General features: G+C 68.6%; 11 protein-coding genes and 1 tRNA gene. 7 read left to right on the top strand and 5 right to left on the bottom strand.

What is annotated here, in order from left to right:
* A partial coding sequence (locus ABIC44_RS12300; protein WP_354295712.1) for a hypothetical protein occupies window positions 1-363 on the top strand: 363 nt, incomplete at its 5' end.
* 34 nt (window positions 364-397) lie between these two features.
* Here the strand turns inward: ABIC44_RS12300 and ABIC44_RS12295 are convergent.
* Complete coding sequence (locus ABIC44_RS12295) at window positions 398-2,545, bottom strand: TonB-dependent siderophore receptor (RefSeq protein ID WP_354295710.1); 2,148 nt, start codon at window positions 2,543-2,545, stop codon at window positions 398-400.
* 175 nt (window positions 2,546-2,720) lie between these two features.
* Here ABIC44_RS12295 and ABIC44_RS12290 point away from each other — a divergent pair, with 175 nt between their 5' ends.
* Entirely contained in the window at window positions 2,721-3,125 is a 405-nt protein-coding gene (locus ABIC44_RS12290; RefSeq protein WP_309691140.1) for a DUF1489 family protein, read from the top strand.
* 167 nt (window positions 3,126-3,292) lie between these two features.
* On the opposite strand, the gene ABIC44_RS12285 is transcribed toward ABIC44_RS12290, so the two are convergent.
* Window positions 3,293-3,892 carry an ankyrin repeat domain-containing protein gene (locus tag ABIC44_RS12285; RefSeq protein ID WP_307101643.1) on the bottom strand — a complete coding sequence of 200 codons (600 nt, stop codon included), beginning with the start codon at window positions 3,890-3,892 and terminating at the stop codon, window positions 3,293-3,295.
* 69 nt (window positions 3,893-3,961) lie between these two features.
* Between ABIC44_RS12285 and ABIC44_RS12280 the strand changes: the two genes are divergently transcribed.
* From ABIC44_RS12280 to ABIC44_RS12270, 3 genes are read left to right on the top strand one after another with little or no spacing between them, the layout of a single operon-like run.
* Window positions 3,962-4,552 carry an SCO family protein gene (locus ABIC44_RS12280; RefSeq protein WP_354295707.1) on the top strand — a complete coding sequence of 197 codons (591 nt, stop codon included), beginning with the start codon at window positions 3,962-3,964 and terminating at the stop codon, window positions 4,550-4,552.
* Window positions 4,552-4,980: a YcgN family cysteine cluster protein gene (locus tag ABIC44_RS12275; protein ID WP_309691131.1), complete on the top strand. Its 429-nt coding sequence runs from the start codon at window positions 4,552-4,554 to the stop codon at window positions 4,978-4,980. Before ABIC44_RS12280 ends, ABIC44_RS12275 begins: the two co-directional genes overlap by 1 nt.
* Complete coding sequence (locus tag ABIC44_RS12270; protein WP_309700147.1) at window positions 4,977-5,645, top strand: M48 family metallopeptidase; 669 nt, start codon at window positions 4,977-4,979, stop codon at window positions 5,643-5,645. Before ABIC44_RS12275 ends, ABIC44_RS12270 begins: the two co-directional genes overlap by 4 nt.
* On the opposite strand, the gene ABIC44_RS12265 is transcribed toward ABIC44_RS12270, so the two are convergent.
* Window positions 5,621-7,831 (bottom strand): transglycosylase domain-containing protein, encoded by a 2,211-nt coding sequence (locus ABIC44_RS12265; RefSeq protein ID WP_354295706.1) that lies wholly within the window; start codon window positions 7,829-7,831, stop codon window positions 5,621-5,623. The two genes, ABIC44_RS12270 and ABIC44_RS12265, sit on opposite strands and share 25 nt — an antisense overlap.
* 203 nt (window positions 7,832-8,034) lie before the next feature.
* Here ABIC44_RS12265 and ABIC44_RS12260 point away from each other — a divergent pair, with 203 nt between their 5' ends.
* Complete coding sequence (locus tag ABIC44_RS12260) at window positions 8,035-8,625, top strand: PilZ domain-containing protein (protein ID WP_354295700.1); 591 nt, start codon at window positions 8,035-8,037, stop codon at window positions 8,623-8,625.
* A gap of 69 nt (window positions 8,626-8,694) precedes the next feature.
* On the opposite strand, the gene ABIC44_RS12255 is transcribed toward ABIC44_RS12260, so the two are convergent.
* Window positions 8,695-8,781: transfer RNA gene (locus ABIC44_RS12255), tRNA-Leu, on the bottom strand.
* A gap of 135 nt (window positions 8,782-8,916) precedes the next feature.
* Here ABIC44_RS12255 and ABIC44_RS12250 point away from each other — a divergent pair.
* Entirely contained in the window at window positions 8,917-10,308 is a 1,392-nt protein-coding gene (locus ABIC44_RS12250; RefSeq protein ID WP_354295698.1) for an MATE family efflux transporter, read from the top strand.
* Window positions 10,309-10,346: 38 nt separating this feature from the next.
* On the opposite strand, the gene ABIC44_RS12245 is transcribed toward ABIC44_RS12250, so the two are convergent.
* Window positions 10,347-11,081: an MJ0042-type zinc finger domain-containing protein gene (locus tag ABIC44_RS12245; RefSeq protein ID WP_307101628.1), complete on the bottom strand. Its 735-nt coding sequence runs from the start codon at window positions 11,079-11,081 to the stop codon at window positions 10,347-10,349.
* Window positions 11,082-11,196: the final 115 nt, after the last annotated feature.

Below are 11,196 nucleotides of genomic sequence, written 5' to 3'. Positions count from 1 at the left end.
AAGCTCATTCGGTATCGCAGGCTCTTTGCGTCGGGACATATCGGGCTCCTTCTTTCCCGTTATGCCCGCCCGCACACGAAATTCCTGACACTCCCGCTGGCCAAGGCCGCCGTCGGTCAGATCAGCGCCATCTTCACCGACGCCAACTCCTGCTACCACCTCGCCTTCCAGCGGATCGGCGCTCCCGAACCCCACCAGCAGACCAAGGCGCAGACGCATCTGATCGAATCGTCAAACGCCTCGTTCCGCGACATGCTGGCCCGCTTCAACCGCCGAACCAAGCGCGCCTCCAAGACCCAAAACATGCTCGAGGTCACCCTCGACATATTCCTCGCCAGAAAACGCCTGCAGAGTCCGGGGTGAACACTTCCCCTTGCAGGGGAGGAATGGGGCGGCCTCAATACCGGACGCTGATCGTCCCCAGGATCGAGCGGGGCGCGCCATAATAGCCGCCGTCGAAGGTCAGCGCGGTCAGATATTTCGCGTTGGTCAGGTTGCGCAGATTCGCCGACACCGCGACGCGCGGCGTGATGTTGTATTTCGCCATCAGGTCGACCAGCGCATAGCCGTCCTGTCGTACCGAGCGGGTCTGGGTATAGATCACGCTCTGATACTGGGTCGACATACCCAGCTTCAGCGCGGGCAGGGCGGGCGGGGCATAGACGATGTTCAGCCGCCCGGTGTTGCGCGGCACGAACAGCCGCGCGGGATCGCCCTTCTGATCCTCGATCCGCATCAGCGTATAGCCGCCGGTCACCTGCATTCCTTCGGCCAGGCGACCGCCGATCTCCAACTCGATCCCCTCCGACCGGGCGTTCACCCCGCGATAGAGGGTGCGGCCGTTGAAGAAGCCGATGCTCTCGGCGGTGTTGTTCTGATGGACGCGGAAGATCGCGGCGCTGGCGTTCAGCCGTCCGCCGAACCAGTCGCCCTTGATCCCCGCCTCGATATTCTTGCCGCTGATGGGGGCCAGGATGCGCCCGTCCTGACCGATCGCGTCCTGCGGATTGAAGATCGTCGTATAGCTCGCATAGAGGCTGAGCGCGCGGTTCAGGTCATAGGTGACGCCCGCGAAGGGCGAGAAGCGCGTATTATCGAAATTGGTGTCGACGCCGTAGGAAAAGCCGACGCTGCGCGCATGGGTGACGTTGCCGCCCAGCATCAGCTTCAACGGATCGGCCAGGCTGAAGCGGACCAGGCCATAGGCGGTTTCGCGCCGGGTCTGGGTATTCTGGCTCGACGCATAGTCGGTCGAGAAGGTCGTCGGGAAATTGACCTTGGGGAAGGCCCCCTGGAACAGATCCGGGAAGGGCAGGGTCAGGTCGACCTGCGAATAGTCGTAAGAGGATTGCTGCTTGTAATCCTGCGCGCTGCGGTTGACGCCGAACATCAGCTGATGCTCGCGCCCGAACAGCGAGAAGGGACCGGTGGCATAGGCCTCCACGGTCAGGTTGCGCGTCTGCGCGCGGAAGGCGCCGGGATAGCTTTTGATGCCCAGGAACTGGCCGGGATTGGCGGGGTCGGGGGCGATGCCGTTGGTCGCGCCGCGCACCGGATTGCCATAGACGTAGAACAGCTCGTCCGCCTCGCTGGTCGCGCGGCGCACCGCGCTGATCCGCGCGACCCAGCCATTGTCGAAATGATGGGTCAGGTCGCCGAAGATCTGCCGGTCGATCACGTTCCAGCCCGCCCATTCGGGCGCGACATTGGTCGATCGCGGCATGTCGATACGCGTGCCGTCGGTATAGGTCAGCGGCAGTGCGCCCCACATCGCGCCGTGGCTCTGGTGATCCTGATGGCCATAGCCGCCGCTCAGCACCGTGTCGGGGCCCAGATCGGCCTCGACCACGCCATACCCGGTCCAGCGGCGCAGGCTGTAGCGGTCGAGATAGCTGTCGGCATCGGAAAGGACGCCCACGACGCGGGCGCGGACATGGCCGTCCCTGGTCAGCGGGGTGCTGACATCCGCATCCAGGCGCAGGCTGTTGAACGAGCCATATTGCGCGCTGGCGCTCGCCTGCAGGTCCTTGGTCGGGCGCTTGCGGACGAAGTTGATGACGGCCGAGGGATTGCCCGTCGGCGACAACAGGCCGGGCGCGCCGCGCACCACCTCGATATGATCGTAAATGGCGGTGTCGATCGACCCGGTCTGGATTCCGAAGGCGAAGGGAATGCCGATGCCGTCGATCTGGAAGGTCTGGATGTCGAAGCCGCGCGCCGAATAATAGACGCGGTCGGTCTCGTTCGCCTGGACGTTGATGCCCGGCACCGTCGTCAGCAGCTGGTTGACGTCGTTGAGCTGGAAATCCTGGATCTGCTGGCGGGTGACGATGCTCACCGACTGCGGCGTCTCACGCAGCGTCAGCGGGATGCGCGTCGCGGTCGTCTGGCCCCCGATCGTATAGTCGTCGGAGCCCTCGGTCCGCTGGCCGGTGACCACGATATCGTCGCGCGGGGTCTGGGGATCGGTCGCCACCGGCACGGTGGACGGCAAGGGTGCGGCCATGGCGGCAGCATTGGCGACCAGCGTCATCAAGAACGGCATTCGGGGACTCCCTGTTATGCGGCGCGTCCTAGGAGTGGCGGTCTGTTATTGCAAGTCAGTATCGAAAGCAGGAAGGGCTTTTGCGATCAGCGACTTCGCCCATGGATGACGCGGCGCAATTCGGGGCTCTCCGCCCTAGCCATGCCGCCCGCGCGCCCCCACATGGGCCCCCGACATGGCGCTTCATCTGACCAAGGTCGCGTTCGGGGCGGCCAGTATCGATCACCTGGCCGAACGACTGGCGATGCGGGCGCAGGACGGGCCGGTCTTCCTCACCACCCGCTATCTGCCCAAGCGGCACGAGGAGGTGGCGGGGCAGGGCTCGCTGTTCTGGATCCTGAAGCACCAGCTGGTCGCGCGCTCGCCGATCCTGTCGTTCGGCGAGGCGGAGGGCGGGCGCTGCGCCATCCATATCGACCCCGCGCTGGTGCTGGTCCAGGCGCTGCCGCGCCGCGCGCATCAGGGCTGGCGCTATCTGGAGGCGGGGGATGCCCCGCCCGACCTGAGCGGGGCCGCGACGGGGATCGAGACGATGCCGCCGGTGCTGGTCGGCAAGCTGGTCGAGCTGGGGCTGATCTAGGGGTCGCTCATGATTTTCCTCCCCTGCAAGGGGAGGTGGCAGGCCGAAGGCCTGACGGAGGGGTGTCCCGGTGGGAGAGGTTGGTCGACGACCGCCGCCGGGGACACCCCTCCACCATGCTCCGCATGGTCCCCCTCCCCTTGCAGGGGAGGATTCGTGCCCAGTGCTTAGAGTTTCGGCCCGGCCACCGCCGCGCGCGCCTTTTTGGGGGTTTCGGCGAACAGCTTGGCGATCGCGACGTTGCGGCTGTCCTGCGTCGCGTAATCGCGCGCCGACAGGCCGGCGATATTGTCGGGCTGGTCGGGATCGGCGCCCGCATTCATCAACTCGCGCACCATCGCCATGTCGTGGCGCTGCACCGCGCGGATCAGCGGGGTCTCGCCCGCCGCATTGGGCAGGTTGGGATTGGCCTTGGCCGCGGTCAGGATGCGTATCATCTCGGGCTGTCCCCCCGCCACCGCCAGCAGCAGCGGCGTGTTGCCGCGCCCGTCGCGCAGGTTCGGATCGGCGCCCTTTTGCAGCAGGAAGCGCAGATACGTCTCGTCGCCGCGCTTGATGACGATGTGCAGCGCGCCCTCGCCGCTGGTCACGTCGCGGGTGTTGATGATGCTGGCGCCCGGACGGTCGAGCATGTTGGTGACGTCATTGCCCTTGGCCTCGCGCACCGCCTGGAGAAACTTGTAGCTTTCCGACTGCATCATCTGCGCCGCGACCGGCGTGGCGATGGCGCCCAGAAGCGCGGCGGCGAGCAGGGGGCGAAGGGACATGGGGATCGATCCTGAGCAATGGAGCATGGCTTGCAACCGGCGATTTATCACAGCAAGGCTGTCGGCGTCATGACCCGATTATATCTGTCCCTGCTGGTTCCGCTGGCGGTCGCGCTGGCCGGGTGCGGCGCGTCCGATCCCCAGGCGCAACCCCCGCTGGCGGGGGCGCGGGTCGGCGGCCCGTTCCGGCTGGTCGATGCCACCGGCAAGACCGTCACCGATCGCGACTTTGCCGGGCGCTACCGCATCGTCTATTTCGGCTATACCTTCTGCCCCGATGTCTGCCCGACCGACATGCAGGTGCTGGGCGCCGGGCTGAAGGCGCTGGAGGCGAGTGCGCCCGCCAAGGCCGCGAAGATCGTGCCGATCTTCGTCACGGTCGATCCCGAGCGCGACACGCCCGCCATCGTCGGCCGCTTCGCCACCACCTTCCACCCGCGCTTCGTCGGGCTGACCGGCACCCCGGCGCAGGTCGATGCGGCGCGCAAGGCCTATGCCGTCTGGGCGCAGAAGGGCGCGCCGTCGCCGGGCGGCGGCTATCTCGTCAACCACAGCAACCAGGCCTATCTGATGGACCCGGACGGCAAGCCGATGGCGCTGCTGCCGTCGGACCAGGGGCCGCAGGCGGTCGCCGCCACGCTCGACCAGTGGGTGCGCTGATGGAGCGTTTCTGGGAAAAGCCGATCGAAAGCCTCGACCGCGCCCAGTGGGAGGCGCTGTGCGACGGGTGCGGCAAATGCTGCATCCACAAGCTGGAGGATGAGGAGACGGGCGAGCTGGTGCCGACCAATGTCGCCTGCCGCCTGCTCGACCGGCGCAGCGGGCAATGCTCCAACTATCGCCACCGCCGCGCCTTTGTCAGCGAGTGCGTGCGGCTGACCATGGGCAATGTCCGCTCGATCGACTGGCTGCCCTCGACCTGCGCCTATCGCCTGCGCGCGGCGGGCGAGGCGCTGCCCGAATGGCATTATCTGGTCTGCGGCGACCGCGAGGCGGTGCACCGCGCCGGGCAATCGGTCCGCGGCTGGACGATCAGCGAGGACGATGCGGGCGATTTCGAGAATCATATCGTGGAGCGGGAATTGTGATCGACGAGGTGGTGCGTCACCCGACTGCCAAGCGCATCCGGCTGAGCGTCGATCCCGCCACCGGGACCGCGCGGCTGGTGGTGCCCAAGCGCGCGCCGCTGAAGACCGCGCTGGCCTGGGCCGAGGAGAAGAAGGACTGGATTGCCGACCAGCGCGCGCGCCTGCCCGAACCGCGCCCCTTCGTCCCCGGCGCGCTGATCCCGTTCGGCGACACGGTGCTGACATTGGTCTGGGAGCCTGGCAGCCGCCGGGTGATCCAGTGCGAGCATGATCGCCTGTCCGCCTCCGGCCCGATCGAGACGCTGAACCGCCGGGTCGAGACCTGGCTGAAACGGCAGGCGCTGGAAACCCTGTCGCGCGAGACGGCGGAGATCGCACGCACCGCGGGCGTCGCGGTATCGCGGGTCAGCGTCGCCGATCCCAAGGCGCGCTGGGGCAGCTGCGCCTCGTCGGGGGCGATCCGCTATAGCTGGCGGCTGATCCTGGCCCCGGCCTTTGTCCGCCGCGCGACGGTGGCGCATGAGGTCGCGCACCGGGTCCATATGAACCACGCCCCCGCCTTCCACGCGCTGGTCGCCGAGCTGCTGGGGGCCGATCCCGCGCCCGCCACCGCCTGGCTGCGGCAGCATGGCGCGGGGCTTCACTGGTACGGCCGGTCGTCCTGACGGTCCTGACGGTCGCGCGCTGACGGACGCGGCGGGGGGGCGGCGGCGCGGGGATCGCGCGCTGCGCCTGCGCCGCCCCGTCCGGTCACCCGGTCGATCCACGCCTGATCCAGCCGCTGCTGCGGCACCACCGGTGCGGGCGCCTGCGGCGTGGTCGTGCCGGGCACGGGTTGCTGGAGCGGCTGCGGCGGCGTGGCGGGATCGCGACGGGTCGGGATCTCCATCGTCTCGTCACCCGGCTGCGACTCGCCCGGAACGGGGGCGGGCAGCGGGTTGCCGTCGGCATCGACCCCGGCCGTGCCATTGTCGGGCTGGCCGAAATAGCTCTCCTCGTCGGGCTCCAGCTGCCATTCGGGCAGGGTGACCTGGGTGTCGAACTGCTCGATCGGGCGGTCGGCGACCGCGACCTTCATATAGTCGGCAAAGGCCTTGGCGGGCGCGGCGCCGCCATGCAGGCCCGCCACCGGCTTGGCATTGTCGCGGCCCATCCACACGCCGGTGGTGATCCCGCTGGAGAAGCCCAGGAACCAGCCGTCCTTCAGGCTGGTCGTCGTGCCCGTCTTGCCCGCGACCGGCCGCCCGATCTGCGCGGCGCGGCCGGTGCCGGTGTTGACCGTGGTCTGGAGCAGGTCGGTCATCTCGGCGGCGATATAGGGGGCGACCAGCACATGGCTGCGGTCGACCTCATGGGTATAGATGATCTGGCCGTTCGCCACGACCTTGGTGATGCCATAGGGCGTCACCTTCACCCCCTTGTTCGCGATGCTGGCAAAGGCGCTGGTCATGTCGATCACCCGCACTTCCGAAGTGCCGAGCACCATCGAGGGGTGGGTGTTGACCGGGGTGGTGATGCCGAAGCGGCGCGCCATGTCGGCGACCGTCTGGAAGCCCACTTCCTGGCCCAGCTTCGCCGCGACGGTGTTAAGCGAATAGGCGAAGGCGGTGCGCAGGCTGACGCTGCCCGAATTGCGCCGCGAATCGTTGCGTGGGGACCAGCCGTCGATGGTGACGGGTTCGTCGACCACCTGGTCCTCGGGCTTGTGACCCGCCTCCAGCGCGGCGAGATAGACGAACAGCTTGAACGCCGAACCCGGCTGGCGGACCGCCGTCACCGCGCGGTTATAGTTGGTGGAGACATAATCCTTGCCCCCCACCATCGCGCGCACCGCGCCGTCGCGGTCCAGGCTGACCAGCGCGCCCTGAGTCCCCTCGGGCGCATTGGCGCGGATCGCCGCGTCGGCCGCCCGCTGCATGTTAAGGTCGAGCGTGGTCCACACGTCGAGCGGCGCGGTCTGCTCGTCGATCAGCATGTCGAGCTGGGGCAGTGCCCAGTCGGTGAAGTAGCGCACCGAATTCTGCCTGGGCTCGGGTGCCAGCTTCAGCGTCTGCGGGTCGGCATTCGCCGCCTGGTCGGCGGTGATGAAGCCGTTGCGCTTCATCTGGTCGATCACCACGCCCGCGCGGCCCACCGCAGCGGCGGCATCGGCGGTCGGCGAATAGTTGGAGGGCGCCTTGACCAGCCCGGCGATCACCGCCGCCTCGGACAGGCTCAGATGGTCCGCGCCATGCCCGAAGAATTTCCGGCTGGCCGCGTCGATGCCATAGGCGCCGCCGCCATAATAGACCTTGTTCAGATACAGCTCGAGGATCTGGTCCTTCGAGAATTTCAGCTCCATCGCCAGCGCCAGGATCGCCTCGCGGACCTTGCGGCCGAACTTCTTCTGGTTGTTCAGGAAGATGGTGCGCGTGATCTGCTGGGTGATGGTCGAGCCGCCCTGTTTCCAGCGACCCTTTTCCAGCCGGACCTCGACCGAGCGGGCGATGCCGATCGGATCGACGCCGGGATGCTGGCGGAAACGGCGATCCTCGACTGCGATCGTCGCGTCGCGCATGACCTCGGGAATCCGGTCATAGGGCAGCCATTCGCCATAGCTCGGCCCGAGCGACACGATCACCGTGCCGTCGGCGGCATGGACGCGGATCATCTGGCCGTTGGGCGACGACTTCAGTTCGTCGAAGCTGGGCAGTTGCGACTTCGCGACGAACACCGCGATCGCCAGCGCGCCGACCGCCAGCACGGCCAGGCCGATCAGGATCTGCAGGGTTACGACGATCCGGCGCCGCCAGGGAGAGCGGGGCTTGGACGAGCGGGGCCGGGGGGACCGGGAAGACGACGCGCGAGGCATGGGACGGATCGCGAATTACAGGGCTTTGAACATGACCACAAGCCGCCGATGCCCGATGGCGGCTTGCGCGCCGCTGAACGCCCCGGCCAAAGGCGCCGCGCCGAAGCGGTTCGGCCTGAAATGCCGGTCTTAATTTTTTATACCGGTTCCGGTAGTAGGGCGGGATGCCATCCTCGGGGGAGAAGGTGGCGGAAAGGACGACGATGGAACAGGTCGAGCAGCAGCAGGGCGCGACCGCCGAGCGGCGGGTGGGCAAGCGGCATTCGGCCGTCCTCCTCCTGGGCAAGCTGTGCGGCGACGTGCCCGGCGTGTGCCTGGTCCATAATATCTCCACCCATGGCCTGATGGCGCGGTTCGTCGATCCGCCGCAGGTCGGCGACTCGATCTGTGTCGAGGTGCGCGGGCTGGCCCCGGCGCGCGGCACGGTCCGCTGGGTGCGCGGCAAGAAGGCGGGCATCCAGTTCGATTCGCCCCAGCCCTATGAGCAGATCTTCTCGACCGAGAATGCCGACGGCACGATCCCGCGCCCGCCGCGCTTTCCGGTGACGCTGGCCGCCGATGTCCGGCTGGGCGACCGCAAGTTCGCCGCCGAGATGGTCGACGTGTCGGCGGGCGGCGCCAAGCTGGCCGCCGCGCATCCGGTCCAGCCGGGTCTGGCGGGCCAGATCATCCTGCGCCCGATGGGCACGCCGATCTTCGGCACGATCTGCTGGGTGAAGGACGGCCGCTTCGGCTTCCGCTTCGTCTCGCCGCTGCCCATCGACACGCTCGCGGCGATCGTCGCGCGGCGCTGAGCCGCGTCGGGACGTATGAGCTTTCGGATGGGGGGAGGGCGTCGACCGATCGGGACGCCTGGGAAAATCTGGTGCGGTCGAGAAGACTCGAACTTCCACGGCCTTTCGGCCACAACGACCTCAACGTTGCGCGTCTACCAATTCCGCCACGACCGCACTCGATAGTCACCACCGGCAAGCCGGAGGGCTGGTAGGCGGGTGCCCCTAGCAAAGCGCCGGGGACTGCGCAATGGCCTTTTTGGCGGGATGCGGCGCTATCGCGCGTCATTCATCGCGAATAGGGGAGGGGCCATGACGTTTTTCCCCCGCCACGCCCCGATCCTCGACCGTGACGAGGTGCGTCGCCTGCTGGCGCTGGCCTGGCCGGTGATGCTGACCAGCCTGAACTGGACGATCCTGCACGTCACCGACGTGATCGTCGTCGGCCGGGTCGGCGAGCATGAGGTGGCGGCGCTCTCGGCCAGCCGGTCGCTGACCTATGTCGCGATCGTCACCGGGCTGGCCTGGCTGTCGGGCGTGCTGGTGCGTGCGTCGCGGGCCGATGGCGCGGGGGACCTGCCCGCCACCGGGCAGGCGCTGCGCGACGGGCTGGTGCTGGGTGTCGTGCTGGGCGTCGCGGCGATGCTGATCCTGGGGCTGGGCGGTGCGGCGCTGCTGCGCGGGATCGGCGTGGCGCCGGGGCTGGTCGTGCCCGGCGCGCGGGTCGTGACGGTCATGGCGCTGGGCTATCCGTTCCAGATGGTGCTGATCGCCGCCAGCTTCTTCCTGGAGGGGATCAGCCGTCCGCGCCGCGTGACGATGGTCAATCTGTCGATCCTGCCGATCAACGCGCTGCTCGCCTGGGGGCTGGCGGGTGGTGAGATGGGGCTGCCCGCGCTGGGAGCGGTCGGGGCGGCGCTGGCCACCGTGATCGCCTCGGCATTGGGAGCGGTCGCGATGGTCGCGAGCGCGGTGACGCTGCCGCGCGGTGCGGCGCGCGGCGTGCGGCGGCTGGACCGGGCCGCCTGGACCCCCACGCTGGCGGGGGCGGTGGAACTGGCGCGATTCGGCTTCGTCCCCGCCATCGCCTCGGGGCTGGAGCTGGCGGGGTTCGCCATCCTGATCGCGCTGTCGACCCGGCTGGGCGATGCGACCGCGCATGGCTTCCAGATCGTCTTCTCGCTCCACAATGTCACCTTCGCGCTGGCGCTCGGGCTGGGATCGGCGGCGGGGGTGCGCGCGGGCAATGCGGTGGGCGAGGGGGCGGCCTGGGCCGCGGTCCCGCGCACGCTGGTCGCGGTCGGGCTGGCGGCGCTGGCCATGGGGGCGTGCGGCCTGGCGCTGTCGCTCTGGCCCGGCGCGGTCGTCGGGCTGTTCCCGGCCTTGCCCGAGGCGAAAGCGGTGGCGGTGGCGATGCTGGTGATCTGGGCGCCCTTCATCCTGTTCGACGGGATGCAGGTGGTGCTGGTCTATGCGCTGCGCTCGCTGGGGGACCAGGTGGCGGCGGGGATCAACAGCATCATCGCCTATTTCATCGTCACCGGCGGGGTCGGCTGGTGGCTGGTCGACGCCGGATGGGGCGCCCCGGCGCTCGCCTGGGCGTCGGGCGCGGGGATGCTGGTCGCCGCCGTCCTGCACGGATCGCGCTTCGCGATCGTCGCGCGGCGGTTGCGGGCTTCGCGTGGCCTTCTTCGCTCAGGTTGAACGGAGCGAAGTCGAAGGCCACGCCGACACGTCGGCAATCAGTTCGCCGGGTTAGCCTCGCCCGCAAAGCTCAGGTCCAGCCGCTTGGAACTGGGCGGCACGTCGAGCTTGGCCGAGTTGAAGTCCATCGACGCGCCGGGGCCCAGCGTCCGCTGCTGCGGCGCGATCGCCCAGGAAAAGACGACGCGGCCCTGCGCATCCTTCAGCTCGGCACGCAGGTCGGGAACCCGCTGCGCGCCCGAGGACGGGTTGATGATCTGTCCCGAAATGGCGAACAGTTCGGACCCGTTCTCCAGCTCGCGCCGCTCGATCGGGTTGGAGCGCAGCTCCAGCGGCGATTCGGTGGTGCCGAACCCCAGCCAGCCGCCGATGCCCGGCATGCCGGTCCACAGGATCGCCGCCGTCGCCGCCAGCAGCGCCAGGCACGCTGCGACCGCGCCGATCGTCCAGCGACGCACCGGATTGCGCCGCGCGCGAAAGGGCGGGCGGTGCGCGAAGGCGTCGAATTCGGGCTCGTCCGCTTTCAGGATCGGCGGTGCGGGCGGGGGAGCGATGACGGGCGGCGGCGGGGGCGGCGGTTCGGCGACCGGCTCCTCGGCCCTGTCGCGTTCCACCGCGACGTCCGGCTCCGGCGCGGCGACCTCGTCGGGATCGGGCGGCGACTGGAACCAGCTGTGCCGGCAATTGGCGCAGCGCACGGTGCGTCCCTCCAGCCCGATCGCGCTGTCGGGCACCAGATAGCGGGTGCGGCATTCAGGGCATTCGAGGATCATGCGGAACGGCACTTCAACGGATGGAAAGGGTCGGTGGACGGGACCATCCGGTTCAGGTCCCCATGAAAGGCCAGTAAGCACGCCGCCCATGGCCGTGGCAAGCTTGAAGCGTGGA

The organism is Sphingomonas sp. 1185 (assembly GCF_040544655.1).
Taxonomy (GTDB): Bacteria; Pseudomonadota; Alphaproteobacteria; order Sphingomonadales; family Sphingomonadaceae; genus Sphingomonas.
Note: the sequence above shows the minus strand (reverse complement) of the source record. Positions and strands in the feature narration are given on the sequence as shown.

Excerpts from the sequence above, each read along its gene's own strand:
- ABIC44_RS12295 (WP_354295710.1), bottom strand. The coding sequence starts at position 2,545 with ATGCCGTTCTTGATGACGCTGGTCGCCAATGCTGCCGCCATGGCCGCA.
- ABIC44_RS12290 (WP_309691140.1), top strand. The coding sequence starts at position 2,721 with ATGGCGCTTCATCTGACCAAGGTCGCGTTCGGGGCGGCCAGTATCGAT.
- ABIC44_RS12285 (WP_307101643.1), bottom strand. The coding sequence starts at position 3,892 with ATGTCCCTTCGCCCCCTGCTCGCCGCCGCGCTTCTGGGCGCCATCGCC.
- ABIC44_RS12280 (WP_354295707.1), top strand. The coding sequence starts at position 3,962 with ATGACCCGATTATATCTGTCCCTGCTGGTTCCGCTGGCGGTCGCGCTG.
- ABIC44_RS12275 (WP_309691131.1), top strand. The coding sequence starts at position 4,552 with ATGGAGCGTTTCTGGGAAAAGCCGATCGAAAGCCTCGACCGCGCCCAG.
- ABIC44_RS12265 (WP_354295706.1), bottom strand. The coding sequence starts at position 7,831 with ATGCCTCGCGCGTCGTCTTCCCGGTCCCCCCGGCCCCGCTCGTCCAAG.
- ABIC44_RS12260 (WP_354295700.1), top strand. The coding sequence starts at position 8,035 with ATGGAACAGGTCGAGCAGCAGCAGGGCGCGACCGCCGAGCGGCGGGTG.
- ABIC44_RS12250 (WP_354295698.1), top strand. The coding sequence starts at position 8,917 with ATGACGTTTTTCCCCCGCCACGCCCCGATCCTCGACCGTGACGAGGTG.
- ABIC44_RS12245 (WP_307101628.1), bottom strand. The coding sequence starts at position 11,081 with ATGATCCTCGAATGCCCTGAATGCCGCACCCGCTATCTGGTGCCCGAC.